The 15,702-nt window shown below is 32.2% G+C and carries 11 protein-coding genes and 1 pseudogene; 7 read left to right on the forward strand and 5 right to left on the reverse strand.

The window, feature by feature from the left end; translation table 11 throughout:
• Positions 1-425 precede the first annotated feature (425 nt).
• Entirely contained in the window at positions 426-914 is a 489-nt protein-coding gene (locus PW5551_RS01110) for a Dps family protein (protein ID WP_113073708.1), read from the forward strand.
• 42 nt (positions 915-956) lie between these two features.
• On the opposite strand, the gene xylB is transcribed toward PW5551_RS01110, so the two are convergent.
• From xylB to PW5551_RS10410, 4 genes and pseudogenes are all read right to left on the reverse strand, one after another.
• Positions 957-2,441 (reverse strand): xylulokinase, encoded by a 1,485-nt coding sequence (gene xylB, locus PW5551_RS01115; protein ID WP_113073710.1) that lies wholly within the window; start codon positions 2,439-2,441, stop codon positions 957-959.
• Between the two features lie 5 nt (positions 2,442-2,446).
• Positions 2,447-3,643, reverse strand: a complete 1,197-nt coding sequence (locus tag PW5551_RS01120) for an ROK family transcriptional regulator (RefSeq protein ID WP_113073712.1) — start codon at positions 3,641-3,643, stop codon at positions 2,447-2,449.
• Between the two features lie 22 nt (positions 3,644-3,665).
• Positions 3,666-4,982: a xylose isomerase gene (gene xylA, locus PW5551_RS01125; RefSeq protein ID WP_113073714.1), complete on the reverse strand. Its 1,317-nt coding sequence runs from the start codon at positions 4,980-4,982 to the stop codon at positions 3,666-3,668.
• Positions 4,983-5,014: 32 nt separating this feature from the next.
• Positions 5,015-5,164: pseudogene (locus PW5551_RS10410) on the reverse strand (sugar ABC transporter permease); the annotation flags it as partial.
• Positions 5,165-5,525: 361 nt separating this feature from the next.
• On the opposite strand from PW5551_RS10410, the gene hutH reads away from it, so the two are divergent.
• From hutH to PW5551_RS01155, 5 genes are all read left to right on the forward strand, one after another.
• Positions 5,526-7,052, forward strand: a complete 1,527-nt coding sequence (hutH, locus tag PW5551_RS01135) for a histidine ammonia-lyase (RefSeq protein ID WP_113073716.1) — start codon at positions 5,526-5,528, stop codon at positions 7,050-7,052.
• Between the two features lie 14 nt (positions 7,053-7,066).
• Complete coding sequence (locus PW5551_RS01140; protein ID WP_113073718.1) at positions 7,067-9,109, forward strand: urocanate hydratase; 2,043 nt, start codon at positions 7,067-7,069, stop codon at positions 9,107-9,109.
• Positions 9,110-9,113: 4 nt separating this feature from the next.
• Entirely contained in the window at positions 9,114-10,013 is a 900-nt protein-coding gene (ftcD, locus tag PW5551_RS01145) for a glutamate formimidoyltransferase (protein WP_113073720.1), read from the forward strand.
• Positions 10,014-10,015: 2 nt separating this feature from the next.
• Positions 10,016-11,281 carry an imidazolonepropionase gene (hutI, locus tag PW5551_RS01150; RefSeq protein WP_113073722.1) on the forward strand — a complete coding sequence of 422 codons (1,266 nt, stop codon included), beginning with the start codon at positions 10,016-10,018 and terminating at the stop codon, positions 11,279-11,281.
• 129 nt (positions 11,282-11,410) lie between these two features.
• Positions 11,411-12,397: a 2-hydroxyacid dehydrogenase gene (locus tag PW5551_RS01155; protein ID WP_113073724.1), complete on the forward strand. Its 987-nt coding sequence runs from the start codon at positions 11,411-11,413 to the stop codon at positions 12,395-12,397.
• Between the two features lie 5 nt (positions 12,398-12,402).
• Here PW5551_RS01155 and lnt read toward each other — a convergent pair whose 3' ends face one another.
• Positions 12,403-13,878: an apolipoprotein N-acyltransferase gene (gene lnt / locus PW5551_RS01160; protein ID WP_113073726.1), complete on the reverse strand. Its 1,476-nt coding sequence runs from the start codon at positions 13,876-13,878 to the stop codon at positions 12,403-12,405.
• Positions 13,879-14,117: 239 nt separating this feature from the next.
• Between lnt and PW5551_RS01165 the strand changes: the two genes are divergently transcribed.
• Complete coding sequence (locus tag PW5551_RS01165) at positions 14,118-15,617, forward strand: carboxypeptidase M32 (RefSeq protein WP_113073728.1); 1,500 nt, start codon at positions 14,118-14,120, stop codon at positions 15,615-15,617.
• Positions 15,618-15,702: the final 85 nt, after the last annotated feature.

Below are 15,702 nucleotides of genomic sequence, written 5' to 3' on the forward strand. Positions count from 1 at the left end.
CCCCCTTCTGTGAAGGGGTGGATGCAGCGTTTTATGCTGCAGACGGGGTAGTCACTCTTAAATTTGCTTTTAGCAAATTGAAAATCCAGTTCAAAAGCAACTACCCCGTCTGTGACAAAAAGCGTCACAGCCACCCCTTCAAAAAGGGGAATTAAAATCAATAGGCCTCTCAAGAGGGAAATTGAAGTTAATTTCCATTCAAAAAGGGGCGTGTTCGATCATAATTAGATGTCTTTGAAATGATATCATGTCCTTCCAGTTCACTCTTTCGATGACAATCCATTACAATCTATTATGGTTAAAATGAAAGTAACTATATCGTTTGTTAATATAATAACAGAGATTCATTATTTAACAATTATTTGTTATTATTATGATGATGATGAAACTAATAAGATATAAAAAACGAAAAGGAGTGGTTGAAGATGGAAAAGATCAAAAACACTAATTTGAACATTGGATTAAATGAAAAAGCAAGAGAGGAAATTTCAAAATCTTTAAATTCTTATCTTTCTAATTTACAAGTTTTACATGCAAAACTTCACAATTTACATTGGAATGTTGAAGGACAGAATTTTTTCAAAATCCATGAAAAACTTGAAGAATTCTATGACACGACTTCTGAACAAATAGATGAAGTAGCTGAAAGAATTCTTAGTTTAGGCTACAGACCTTTGGTAAAACTTAATGAATATGCTAATAACTCAAATTTAAAAGAAATAGAAAGTAAAGCTTATGATGGGTTAGAAGCACTTGAGATAGTACTAGAAGACTTTTATACTTTAATAAATGAAACAAGAAACCTTATAAAATTAGCTCAAGAACACAGCGATGAAAGTACAGCAGATATGCTAATTGGTTACTTAAAAGAATACGAAAAGAATTCATGGATGATAAGAGCTACATTATCCTAAAAATTAATCATAATAAAAAAAGCGGCATATGCCGCTTTTTTGTTATAAATCTTGTATTTGAGCCAGTATTTTAAAATCTTCTTTCAATGAATTATATAGTTTTTTGTGTAGATCGTAGTACTTATCGTAAATAGTTTTTTTATTGTTATCAGGCTCTATAATTTCTTTAAATTTTATCCAACCTAAAACATCTTCAAGTTGTTGATTATCTCCTAATGCTGCAAGCATTGCAGCTCCATATGCTCCACCTTCATCTATTTGAGGAACTTTTATAGGCATATTAAAATTGGTGGCTATTATTTTTGCCCATGTTTTGTTTTTTGCCCCTCCCCCTACTATTCTTATGTCTTCTATATCTGTTTTTTCTTTTATAAGTTCAAACGAATCTCTTAAACCAAAAGTTATACCTTCCATCGTTGCTCTTAAAATATCATTTTCAGTATTCAAAGAAGATATTCCAAAAAAAACTCCTCTTGCATTTGGATCTCTATGAGGTGTTCTTTCTCCATTCAAATATGGCAAAAAGATGATACCGTTAGATCCGAGTACAGATTGGTTGACTCTACTTTCTATTTCTTCCCAATCCGATGTAGGAAAAAATTTATTTTTTACCCAATTAAGAGAATGAGCAGCAGATAACATTACTCCCATATAATATTGTTCTCCATACATCACATGGTTAAAATAATGAATTTTTCCTGAGAGATCTGGTTGTTTTTTCTCTGTTATAGTAAGAACTGTCCCTGAAGTTCCAATACTAACCATTGATTCTCCAATTTTTGAAACTCCTATCCCAAATGAAGCTGATGCGTTATCCGCACCTCCTGAAACAATTTTAACGTTTTTCCATCCTAACTCTCTTTTTAAATTCTCTTTTAATTCTCCTCGAATTTCATAAGACCCATATAATTCAGGCATTATATCGATATCTATTTCAAATTTTGCTAATATTTCTTCATCCCAATAATTAGTTTTAATATTCAGACAAGCCGTTCCCGATGCATCTGAATAATCAATGCCTATATTTCCTGTAAGTTTAAATATAATATAATCTTTTGGCAAAAGAATTTTTCTTATCCTTGAAAAATTTTCAGGTTCATTTTCTTTTATCCATAATATTTTTGGAAAGGTAAACCCCTCAAGAAATGGATTCCCAATTTTAGCAATCACATTTTTTTCTCCATTTAACATATCGGTAGCTTTCTTACACTGAGGAGATGTTCTTTGATCATTCCACAGAATTGCTGGTCTAATTTCGTTATATTCTTTATCCAAAGTAACTAAACTGTGCATCTGCCCAGAAAAACCTATTACACTTATTTCATGTTTTTTGCTAACTTCAAGCAATATTTCATATACTTTCTCCCACCAATTTTTGGGATCTTGCTCTGCCCACCCGGCTTTTGGAACATTCATTTCCAATCCTTTTGAATAACTATCTATTAATTCTCCTTTTTCTGAAACTACCAAAGCCTTTACCGCTGTAGTTCCAACATCTATACCAAGATATTTATGCAAATTAATCACCTCATTTAAATCACAGCTTTCTCAGCAAATTCATCCATAACTCTAAGATTTGCTCCTGTTAAGCAAGCAGTTTCTATATCAAAACTAGATTTTACAATCTTTCCTAATGACTTTAAAGAAGGTTTTAATGCTCTTTCTCTGATAGTGTGCTCAATTTGTTTTAAATATTTATCAGGGAACAAATATCCATAACCACCAATTATAACAAACTCTGGGTTTAAAATATTTATTAGATTAACCGTTCCAACAGCTAAATAATACAACATTTGATTCATAATCTCATAAGAATTAGTTGATCTTTTTTCTGACTTTTCTAATAGGTTTTTAAATTTTTCTTCATAAGTTGCACCTTTTAATTTCCCGTTACTATACTCATAAATTTTCGTTATAGTATCAATTGATGCAAAAGTCTCCCAACAACCCTGATTATTGCAAAAACATTTTTCTCCACTTTCCTGAATACTCATATGGCCAAATTCACCTGCTGTATAATTAGAACCAAGATGAATTTTCCCATCTATCAATATAGCACCACCGATTCCTTGTGAAACGAAAATATAAACTCCATTATTAAGGTTAGATATTTCTTCGTTAAAATAAATTTCAGATTGAAGAGCTAATTTCGCTTCATTAGCTGCTAAAATTGGTTTATCCCAATAAGGTAATTCCTTCAGAAAAACATCTTTAAGTTTTATATCTGACCAGTTAAAATGTGGAACATACTCTATAATCAAATTTTTTCTATCAATCATACCAGGAAATGAAAAGGAAATACCTACAATGTTATGGCCATTTGAATTTTTATATATATTATCCACTTCAAATGTAAGTTTATCTATAAAAGTATTGAAATTCTTAGGAGTTTCAAATTCGACAATCTTTTCTATAAAATTATTCAGGAAACCTAATCCAACAATCGTCTTTTCAACTCCAACTTTAACTATAATGGAAGCTGCAATACCTTTTGCAGCTTCCAATCTTATTGGTTTTCTTCCCGGGCTTTTTGAACTTTTTCTCTCTCCCTCTTCAACCAAACCTCTTGAAATTAGTTCATACGTAATCTTCGTAACTGTACTTTTATCTAGACCAGTTAATTTTGTTATCTCGTTTCTCGATATCCCAGGAGAATATCGTATTAAGTTAAAGACCATTAATTTGTTTGAATACCCCATTCTTTCAGCGTTGATTTTTTTTATCTTCAAGTAATTTCCTCCCGTTTAATAATTATCCAAATATGTATCTATTAACTAAGTTTTCCAAGTATTCTTGTCTTCCTGATTTTGGAAGAGATACTTTTTTATCAATTATATAACTTTCTAACTCTTCAAAATTAGTTTCTTCATCAACTATCTTCTTACCAACCCCACTATTAAATGTATTATATCTCTTTTCAACAAATTCATCCAACACTTTATCTTCTAAAATCTTATTGGCTAACTTTAAGCCTAATGCAAAAGCATCCATTCCAGCAATATGCGCGTAGAAAAGATCAATATCCTCATACGATGGTCTTCTTACGTGAGAATCAAAATTCAAGCCACCTGGAGCTATTCCTCCATTTTTTAGTATTTCATACATGGCTAAAACATTTTCAAAAACATTGGTTGGAAATTGATCTGTATCCCAGCCAAGTAATAAGTCACCCATATTGGCATCTAAGCTACCTAATATATTATTAATTCTAGCATATCTTAATTCATGTTGAAAAGTATGACCAGCTAAAGTAGCGTGATTAGCTTCAATATTAAATTTAAAATATTTATCAAGATCATATTTTTGTAAAAAAGCGTAAGAATTGGCAACATCGAAATCATATTGATGTTTAGTTGGCTCCTTTGGTTTAGGTTCGATTAAGAATTGACCATTAAAACCTATTTGTTTAGCATAATCAACAGCCATATGTAAGAAATTGGCAAGATTATTAAGTTCAAGTTCCATATTCGTATTTAGGAGAGTCTCATACCCTTCTCTTCCACCCCAAAATACGTAATTTTCTCCACCTAACTCTTTAGTAATCTCTAAGGCTTTTTTAACTTGAGCTGCTGCATAAGCATAAATATCTGCATCACACGACGTAGCTGCCCCTTGCATAAATCTAGGATGGGTGAAAAGATTTGCAGTTCCCCATAATAATTTAATACCTGTTTCTTCCATCTTTTCTTTAACATGTTCTATTACTTTATCCAATAATTTGTTGGTTTCTCTCAACGTTTCTTGCTCGTCCACCAAATCTCTATCATGAGTGCAAAAATATTTTACTCCTAATTTACTCATAAACTCAAAAGCCGCATCACACCTTGTTAAAGCTCTATCCAAAGGATCAGAAAAACTATTCCAGGGTCGAGCTGCACTTTCAACACCAAACATATCTCTTCCTTCCGCAGCAAAAGTGTGCCAGTAAGCAACGGAAAATCTTAAATGTTCTTCCATAGTTTTATCGCCAATTTTTTCCTCTGGATTGTAATAGTGAAAAGCTAATGGATCCTTTGATTCTTTGCCTTTAAAACTAATCTTTTTTACTTCTTTAAAGTATTCTGCCATTTTAAAGCCTCCATTCAATCATTAATATGAATTTATGCTTCTCTTCTTTTACTTGCAACATCAAACCAAACAGCAAAAATTAATACTAAACCCTTTATTATGGATTGCCAAAAAACAGGAACATTCATTAAACTCATTCCGTTATCCAAACTTGCCATAACAATGGCTCCTATAACAGCTCCAAGATATTATTGTTTATATTCTTACCTATTTCAACTTTTTTACCACCCATTTTTAAGCCTCCGAAAATTTATCTATGTTCCAATTATATAGTACCAATTTAACTGTTGTCAATAGTAAGTTTATCCAATCAACTAATATTACCAGCGATTATTGGTAATTATTTTAGATTAAGAAACTTTTTCTTAATTTTTATAAAATTTACATTAATTATTTTTGATAATTATTTAGCTATTAGCATTTAATTGTCTCTAGTTACTGCTAATTGTTAATAATTCTTTTTATTCAGAAGTGAGAAATTTTTTTCATGGTGTTATAATTTTATTGATATAATATTTGCCATTTTAACTGGAGGTCTTAAATTTGAACAGAGTTTGTATAGATGGGAATAATTTAACGTTGGAAGATGTTATCAATGTTTCGAGAATTTTTTATGAAGTAAAAATAGATAACACTGCGATTAAGAAGATAGAAGATTCAAGAAATTTAGTTGAAAAATTTTTAGAAGAAGAAAAGATTGTTTATGGAGTAACTACAGGATTTGGCGAACTTTGTAATGTTTTTATATCAAAAGATAAAACAGAAACACTTCAGAGAAACTTGATAAAAAGTCACGCTTGTGGTGTTGGAAACCCTTTAGATATAGAAATTGTTAGGGCAATTATGTTATTAAGAGCAAATTCTCTTGCAAAAGGATATTCTGGAATTAGACTCTCAACTTTGAATACACTTGTAGAAATGATAAACAAGAAGGTTCATCCTATCATCCCAGAGAAAGGGTCTTTAGGTGCAAGTGGAGATTTAGCTCCGTTAGCTCATATGGTCTTACCCATGATTGGGGAAGGAGAAGCTTATTATAACGGTAAAATATTTTCTGGTAAAGAAGCAATGAAATTGGCAGAAATAGATACAATCGATCTTGCTGCAAAAGAAGGTCTTGCTCTAATTAACGGGACTCAAATCATGACAGCAATTGCTGCTTTAAGTATATATGATAGTATTGAACTTTTAAAAACATCTGATATTATCTCTTGTTTAACTATTCAAGCTTTGAATGGGATTGTTGAGGCATACGATGAGAAGGTTCATAACCTCAGAGCTCATAATGGGCAGCGAGATTGTGCATATAATTTAAGAAAACTATTAGAAGGAAGTAAAATGGCATCCCACCAGGGAGAAATCCGCGTTCAAGATGCTTATTCTTTAAGGTGTATCCCTCAGGTTCATGGAGCTTCAAAAGACGCTGTTAATTATATAAAAAAAGTACTTGAAATAGAAATTAATTCAGCAACAGATAATCCTTTGATTTTTGCCGAAGAAGAAGAAGCTATATCCGCCGGAAACTTTCATGGTCAACCAATTGCATTAAGTATGGACTTTCTAGGCATAGCTTTATCTGAAATTGCAAATATTTCAGAGAGACGAATAGAAAGAATGGTTAATCCTAATCTTAGTGGTCTAGCCCCATTTTTGATAGAAAAAAGCGGTCTTAACTCTGGCTTTATGCTCGTTCAATACTCTGCGGCCTCTTTAGTTTCTGAAAACAAAGTTCTTTCTCATCCTGCTAGCGTTGATTCCATTCCTTCCTCTGCAAATCAGGAAGATCACGTTTCTATGGGCACAATAGCTGCACGAAAAGCAAGAACCATACTCAACAATGTGAGAAAGGTTTTGGCAATGGAATTACTCTGTGCATGCCAAGCTATCGATTTAAGAGGTAAGAATGGTTTGAGTAAAGGAACAGAAATAGTTTATAATTTAGTAAGAAATGAAATTCCAAAATTAACAGAAGATAAGGTTATGTATGAGTATATAAACAAATGCGAAAGTATAATAGAGTCTGGTGTTATTGTTAAGGAAGTAGAAAAAACGATAGGCACTTTAAGATAAGGGAGGAAATTGTTATGTTGAATAATTTTGATATTTCTGAAGCGATGAAAATTAAATTAGATGATGAACTACCAGAAATGCCTGAATTTGTCGAAGGAATAAGAAGGGCACCAAAAAGACCCTTGAATTTATCAAAACGTGAGATAGAAATAGCCCTTGAAAACGCCTTAAGATACATTCCTGAAAAGTTACATGAAAAAGTAGCTCCTGAATTTCTAGAAGAACTTTTTACACGGGGTAGAATCTATGGATATAGATATAGACCAAAAGGGAATATTAAAGGAAAGCCAATCGATGAGTGTAAAGGTAAATGCATAGAAGGAAAAGCCTTTCAAGTTATGATTGATAATAATTTAGATTTTGATGTAGCTTTATACCCTTACGAACTGGTAACTTATGGAGAAACAGGGCAAGTTTGTCAAAATTGGATGCAATACAGACTCATTAAAAAATATTTAGAAGTTTTAACCGATGAACAAACCTTGGTAGTTGCTTCGGGGCATCCCTTGGGATTGTTTAGATCATCTAAAAATAGTCCAAGAGTTATAATAACCAATGCCCTAATGGTTGGAATGTTTGATGATCAAGAACATTGGATTAAAGCCCAGGCCATGGGGGTTGCCAATTATGGTCAAATGACAGCTGGTGGTTGGATGTATATAGGTCCACAGGGTATCGTTCATGGAACTTACAACACTTTACTAAATGCAGGAAGATTAAAATTGGGAATACCTCAAGAAGGTGATCTAAAAGGAAAATTGTTTGTCAGTTCTGGTTTAGGAGGCATGAGTGGGGCTCAAGCAAAAGCTATAGAAATTGCAAAAGGTGTTGGAATAATAGCGGAAGTTGATTTTTCAAGAATAGAAACAAGACTCAAACAAGGATGGTTAAAAACTTACAGCAATGATTTAGATGAAGTTTTTTCAAAAGCTTTTCAATACATTAAAAAGAGCGAACCTATTTCAATAGGATATTATGGAAATATCGTTGATTTACTTGAATATATAGTCGAAAAAAACATAAAAGTAGATTTATTATCAGATCAAACATCTTGCCATGCAGCATACGATGGGGGATATTGCCCTCAAGGGTTAACCCATGAAGAAATGAATAAACTATTAGAAAACGATAAAAACACTTTTATTGAATTAGTAAACAAATCTCTAAAACATCATTTTGAACTTATAAAAACCTTGGTCGAAAAAGGTACTTACTTTTTTGATTATGGAAATAGTTTCATGAAAGCGGTTTTCGATGCAGGTGTAAAAGAAATATCAAAAAATGGGAAAGATGAAAGCGAAGGTTTTATATTTCCTTCCTACGTTGAAGATATAATGGGGCCATTAATATTTGATTATGGTTACGGTCCATTCAGATGGGTTTGCCTAAGCGGAAAAAGAGAAGACTTATTAAAAACTGATAAAGCGGCTATGGAATGTATAGACCCAAATAGACGAGGTCAAGATAAAGATAACTATATCTGGATTAGAGACGCAGATAAAAACAATCTTGTGGTAGGAACTCAAGCTAGAATCCTTTACCAAGATGCGATAGGAAGAATGAACATTGCTTTGAGGTTTAACGAAATGGTTAGAAAAGGAGAAGTTGGACCAATTATGATTGGAAGGGACCATCATGATGCTGGCGGCGCTGATTCTCCCTTTAGAGAAACTGCCAATATTAAAGATGGAAGCAACATAATGGCTGATATGGCTACTCACGACTTTGCAGGGAACGCAGCAAGAGGCATGAGCCTTGTAACCCTCCATAACGGAGGTGGTGTTGGTATAGGAAAAGCTATAAATGGTGGTTTTGGATTAGTTTTAGATGGAAGTGAAAGAGTTGATAAAATAATTAAAAGTGCTATCCCATGGGATGTTATGGTTGGTGTTGCAAGAAGGTCATGGGCAAAAAATGAACATTCTGTTCAAACATGCATAAACTACAATAAGGAAAATAAAAATACAGATCATATAACCATTCCCTACATAGCAAATAAAAATATGGTAAAAGAATTAGTGGCTAAATATTATAACAAATCAGGATTGGAGGAATGAAAAGTTGAAAAAAATAGTTGAATGTATTCCAAACTTTAGTGAAGGTAGAGATAAAGAAAAGTTAGAGAAAATTGTTGATGAGATAAGAAAACAAGATGGGGTTAAACTATTAGATTATTCTATGGATAAAGATCATAACAGAAGTGTTGTTACTTTTGTAGGAGAACCTGAAAAAGTCATTGAAGCAGCTTTTAACTGTTGTAAAAAGGCTTCAGAATTGATTGATTTAAGAACTCATAAAGGCGAGCATCCTCGAATGGGTGCCACTGACGTGATTCCATTGGTTCCGATAAAAAATATAACAATGGAAGAATGCGTTGAATATTCTAAAAAACTAGGAAAAAAAATCGGAGAAGAACTTAATATACCTGTAATATTATATGAAAAATCAGCTACAAGGCCTGAAAGAGAAGATTTGTCTGTAGTAAGAAAAGGTGAATTTGAAGGAATGTTCGAAAAACTTAAAAGAGAAGAATTTAAACCTGATTTTGGCCCCGATAAACCACACGAAAGTGCGGGCGTTACAGCTGTTGGAGCTAGAATGCCTTTGATAGCTTTTAATGTTAATCTAAGCACTAACAATATAGAAATTGCAAAAAAAATAGCCAAGGCTGTGAGAGGAAAAAGTGGGGGGTTTAAATACTGTAAAGCATTAGGATTTGAAATCAAAGAAAGAAATATAGTTCAAGTTTCAATGAACATGGTTGATTATACAAAAACGCCTCTTTTCAGAGTTTTTCAAGTAATTGAAAACGAAGCTAACAGATACGGGGTGAATGTAATTGGAAGTGAGATTGTAGGTCTTGCCCCTCTAAAGGCTTTGGTAGATACTGCTGATTATTTCTTAAAATTAGAAAACTTTAGTTCGGATCAAGTTTTAGAAAACAGAATATTTGGTGATTGAGAATGGAAAAAAAGGCAACTTTGGTAATAAAAGAAATATCCAATCTAATAACTATGAAAGGACCAAATAGAGCAAGAAAAAAAGAGGAAATGTCTAATGTTGGTTTAATTAATAATGGAATCGTAGCTGTTTCTAACGATAAAATTATTTACGCTGGAGAAGGAGAACTTCCGAAAGAAATTCCCATATCAAAAAACGTTAAAATCATATCCGCAAAAGGAAAAACAGTAACACCTGGATTGATTGATTCTCACACTCATCTTGTACATGGTGGCTCTAGGGAATACGAATTAACAAAAAAATTAGAAGGTAAAAAGTATCTAGAAATATTAGAATCAGGTGGTGGAATATTCGACACTGTTGAAGCTACAAAAAAAGCAACTTTCGATGAGTTGTATAAAAAAGCTGAAAAAAGTTTGAATAGAATGTTTTCATACGGTGTCACAACCGTGGAGGCAAAAAGTGGTTATGGACTCGATGACTTTGAAACTGAACTTAAACAATTAAAGGTTATACAAGAATTGAATAAAAATCATCTTGTAGACTTAGTACCCACATTTCTAGGTGCCCATGCAATTCCAAAGGAATATAAAAACAATGTTGATAAATTTGTAGACATAATAACAAAAAAAATGATTCCATATGTTGCCAAGTATAAGTTGGCTGAATTCTGTGATGTATTTTGTGAAAAGGGTGTTTTTACTATAGGGCAATCTAGGAAAATACTTCTTGAAGCAAAAAAACATGGCCTACTTTTGAAAATCCATGCAGATGAAATAGAACCCTTGGGAGGAGCCGAACTAGCAGCAGAACTTGGCTGTGTTTCAGCAGACCATCTAGTAGGAACAAGCGAAGAAGGTATGAAAAAAATGTCTGAAAAAAATGTCGTTGCAACCCTTCTCCCTACTACAACTTTTTACTTGCAAAGTAACAAATATGCAAACGCTCGAAAAATGATAGATTTGGGATTACCAATATCTTTATCAACTGATTATAATCCAGGAAGCTCTCCAACGGAAAACTTACAACTCGTAATGAGTTTTGGAGCTATCAAAATGAACATGACACCCAAAGAAATAATAACTTCAGTAACAATAAACGCTGCATCAGCTCTTAAACTGGAAGATAAAGTAGGTAGTTTGGAAGTTGGGAAAAAAGCAGATATAATAATCTTTGATGTTCCAAATTTAGATTATCTAATATATCACTTTGGTGTTAACCATACTGAAACTGTTATAAAAAATGGCAAAGTATATAATATAACCTAATTCTATTTCCTATTCTCCGTATTAGAACATAATTGATTGTCGTTGAAAGAGAGAACTGGTTGAATCATATTAAGCAGAAACATAAGAGGGTTTTAGTATCTTATACTGGACTATGAAAGAAGGGGAAAAATGAATATATTATTTATGAACAAATTGAATTCATATTGGAAAGATAAAATCATAGAAATAAAAAAATTATTTCCAGAAACAGAGTTTATTAATTGGCAAGATGTAAAAGACTTACCAGAAATCATAAATAAAGTTGATGCTGTGGTATACGGGGAGAACCTTACTGAAAGTTTATTAAAAAAGTTTGAGAATTTAAAAGTTATCTTTGTTCCTTATGCTGGAGTTAATCAACTACCGTTAGAATTGTTGAAAGAAAAAGGAATTATGGTTTCAAATAGTCACGGTAACGCACGTGTTGTTGCTGAAAAAGCTTTGTCTTTAGCTTTTGCTCTTCTGGGTAAGATTGTCGTATATCACAAAGATTTGGAAAAAGGAATTTGGCATGGATTTAGTGCTGGGGAAAGTGTAAAAAATTCGTGGGTATCAATACAAAGTAAAAGATGTGGGGTTTTAGGGTTAGGAAACATTGGAAGAAACCTTGCACAAATGTTGAAAGCCTTTGATTGCAGAGTGATTGGTTATAAGCGAAATTTAGAAATGAAAATTGATTATGTAGATGAAATAACTGATGATTTAAATTATGTGATTCAAAATAGCGATATTATTTTCGTGACTTTACCTTTAACAAAATACACAAAAGGGCTTATAAATCAAGAGGCTTTTTCGAAGATGCAAGGAAAATATTTAATCAATGTTGGAAGAGGAGATGTAATAGATCAAAAGGCTTTGTATGATGCATTAGCCTCAAAAACAATAGCTGGTGCTGCCATAGATGTTTGGTACAATTATCCATCAAAAGATAAACCTTGCATATTACCTTCTAATTATCCTATTCACAACTTTGATAACGTAGTACTGTCTCCTCACGTTGCAGGATACAATACAGATGCTACTAAGTATAGTATAGATAGAACTATAGAAAACATCAAAAGTTTTTTAGAAAATGGGGAGCCAAAAGATCTAATCGATTTGGAATATGGGTATTAGTTTTCTTACAATATAGCTAATAATAATGCTCCAACAAAAAACAGAATTTTTAATATATCGGCTGCTTTTGTATAAAAAGTTAAATTTTCGTTGGGATTGGCAAAAAGAATTCCACTTTTTTCTTCTTTAACTTCAAACTGATTAGTTATTCTTCCGTATTTATCAATAGATCCAGTTATGCCTGTATTAGAAACTTGAATAAAATCTCTTCTTGTTTCAACTGCTCTAAAAACACCTTGACTAAAATGCTGAAATAAAGCTGTTTTTGAGTTAAACCACCCATCGTTTGTTATTGATATTAAAACATTAGCTCCATTTTTTACTTGATTTATTGATATTTCAGGGAAATAAGTTTCAAAACAGATTTGAACGCCAAGTTTGTTTTCATTTATCTCAAAAGTATTGAATTCTTCTCCCGGGGTATAAAAACTTAATAATTTAAAAGCATCGAAATTACCGAATAATGTATCATAAGGCAAAAACTCAGCAAAAGGGGTTAATTTTATTTTGTCGTAAGTATTAACCAGTGAACCATGTTCATTGTACATCCATGCAGAATTATAATAATTTTCTCCTTCTTTTCTGGGAGATCCGTAAATTACAGGTTTGTATAGATTTTGAATATCCCTAGTTATAAAAGTTATTATATCGCTGCTTGATATATCTTGTAAAAAAGCTGACTCTGGGAATACCACTAGATCTACATCTCTGTTTTGAAACTCTTGAATATTTTTTGAAAAGGTTGCATATTCTTCCTGAATATTTGATGTATATTTAATTTCTTGAGGGACATTAGTTTGAACAACTCCTATTTTTATAGAGCCGTTTGAATAGTTTATATCTGGTAAATACCTTACTATAGCAAAATTAATAAGATAAACCGCAGTAAATATCATAAGTATTTTTGGAATCTTTTCCCTTGAACTATCAAAAGCTAGCAAAGAGTTAACTAGAACTATTAAAAAAGTTAAGCCAATAGAGCCAAAAATAGAAGCAAGTTGTATTATTCCAGTATGATCGTATAGTGCGTAAGATAAGTTCCCGCCCATAAAAGCTAAATCCCCAAAACCCCTTAATATTTCAGCACTTGTATAAGCAAAGGAATAGAAAAAAACAAGAGATAAATAATTATAGTTACGATCTTTTCTATGATAAAGTTCTGCCAAAAGCCATATCAGAAGATAAGGAATGATAAGTAATACAATCATTCCAATAAATCCTAAAAAACCGATGAAAGGAGGATAATTATTTAAGATTTGAGGAATATTTTTTGATAAAGTTGGAAGTAACCACCAAAGCGTTGTAACAAGCATGGAGGAAGAGTATATTAACGTGTGAAATAACCTTTCATAATGAGTTTTAGAATTTGCCATATTTTTAAGAAAGGGAACCATTGAAATCCATATCAGAAAAGAAAATAGGTTACCTGGCATAGCCAACCCAGTCAGAATTCCAGAAGCAAGAGTTAATAAATAATTCATAGTTAACCTCCGTTTATGCTTTTTAAAAACGCCCTTTTAGGGCGTTTTTTACAATGTCTTACTATTTATGACTTTCTGATAATAACTTTCCGCCAACTCCTATGTTACCCATTGCAAAAATAAATCTTCGTTGGTTATGTTCATCTTTTCGATCTTTCCAATTATACAATAAAAGTTCTTTTCTTTCAAGAATTTTGATATAATTAGCATAACCAACTTTTTTATGGAGGAGGATAAAAATGGATAAATTAACCGAATTCAAGGAATATATATCAAAGATTGCTAGGTATCAACAAGCTATCTCTTTGATCTATTGGGATTTAGAAACTCATGCTCCCAAAAATGCTTATGAATATAGATCTCAAGCATTAGGGGAATTAACAGAGTTAGAATTTACAATGTCTATTTCAGATCGAATGGGAGAATACTTGGATTATTTTTCTAAAGACTCAATTTTTGGCAATTTAAATGAATATGATCAAGCTTCAGTAAAAGTTAGTAAAAAAGGATACGATAAATTCAAAAAAATACCTTCAAAACTTGTAAGAAAGATTGCAGAGACAACGTCTAAAGCAACGCATTTTTGGCAATTAGCTAGGAAGGAAAGTGACTTTTCTATTTTTAAGCCATATCTAGAGGAGATTGTTTCTTTAGAAAAGGAAGAAGCAGAAGCATTAGGATATGAAGAGAATAGGTATGATGCTCTTTTAGACCTATACGAACCTAATTTAAAAACTACAAGTTTGAAAGAAACCGTTAAGTATCTACAAGAAAAATTATCTCCTTTTATCAGGGAGCTTTTTGAAAATGGAAAAGAGCCAAGACATGAATTTTATGAAAAAAATTTTGATGTTGAGAAACAAAAAGAACTTTCAATAGAAGCGTTAAAGTTTATGAATTTTGATTTTGATTCAGGTAGAATGGATATTTCTGCTCATCCTTTTACTACTAAAATTGGTCCAATGGATGTACGCATAACAACTAGATACAATGATAAAGATTTACGTTATTCGCTATTTTCTACAATTCATGAGGGAGGACATGCACTGTATGAACTACATATTCCTGAAGAATTCTTCGAAACCCCTTTGGATTCGGGCGCTTCTATGGCTATACACGAATCACAATCGAGATTTTGGGAAAATATTGTAGGAAGAAGTCCGTATTTTTGGAAGTTCTTTGCTAAAAAACTCCGGAAAATATTTCCTGATTTTGACGAAGTTACAGAAGAAGAATTGTATAAAGGAGTCAACATCGTAAAAAAAGATTTTATTAGAACAGAAGCAGATGAGGTAACTTATAATTTTCATATTATGATGAGATTCGAATTAGAAGAAGCTTTAATAAACGATAGAATAAATGTTGGCGAATTACCAACCATTTGGAATGAAAAAATGAAAGAGTATTTAGGTGTTGTTCCTCCTAATGACTCTCTAGGAGTTTTGCAGGATGTACATTGGTCAAATGGCCAGTTTGGATATTTTCCTTCTTACATGCTTGGTAATTTATATAGTGCTCAATTATTTGATAAATTAAAAAAAGATATCAAAGATTATTCTTCGCAATTAGAAGATGGAAAGTCTGATGAAATCCTCAATTGGATGATAGAAAATGTTCACAAATATGGGAAGATGTATGAACCAGAGGAGTTATTAAAAAAAGCTACAGGTGAAACACTCAATCCCAAATACTTTGTTGATTACATTAAAGAAAAGTTTTCAGAAATTTATCAATTATAAAATGGTTTAATTTCCCTTCCTTGAAAGGGTGGATGCAGCGTTTTGCGCTGCAGACGGGGGTAGTCGGTTCTATTCCCCTTCTACG

It is taken from the genome of Petrotoga sp. 9PW.55.5.1 (genome assembly GCF_003265365.1).
Lineage (GTDB): Bacteria > Thermotogota > Thermotogae > Petrotogales > Petrotogaceae > Petrotoga.

Bases quoted from the DNA above. Each gene is read 5' to 3' on its own strand.
- PW5551_RS01165 (WP_113073728.1), top strand. From the start codon at position 14,118: ATGGATAAATTAACCGAATTCAAGGAATATATATCAAAGATTGCTAGG.
- xylA (WP_113073714.1), bottom strand. From the start codon at position 4,982: ATGGCAGAATACTTTAAAGAAGTAAAAAAGATTAGTTTTAAAGGCAAA.
- PW5551_RS01140 (WP_113073718.1), top strand. From the start codon at position 7,067: ATGTTGAATAATTTTGATATTTCTGAAGCGATGAAAATTAAATTAGAT.
- lnt (WP_113073726.1), bottom strand. From the start codon at position 13,878: ATGAATTATTTATTAACTCTTGCTTCTGGAATTCTGACTGGGTTGGCT.
- PW5551_RS01110 (WP_113073708.1), top strand. From the start codon at position 426: ATGGAAAAGATCAAAAACACTAATTTGAACATTGGATTAAATGAAAAA.
- hutI (WP_113073722.1), top strand. From the start codon at position 10,016: ATGGAAAAAAAGGCAACTTTGGTAATAAAAGAAATATCCAATCTAATA.
- PW5551_RS01155 (WP_113073724.1), top strand. From the start codon at position 11,411: ATGAATATATTATTTATGAACAAATTGAATTCATATTGGAAAGATAAA.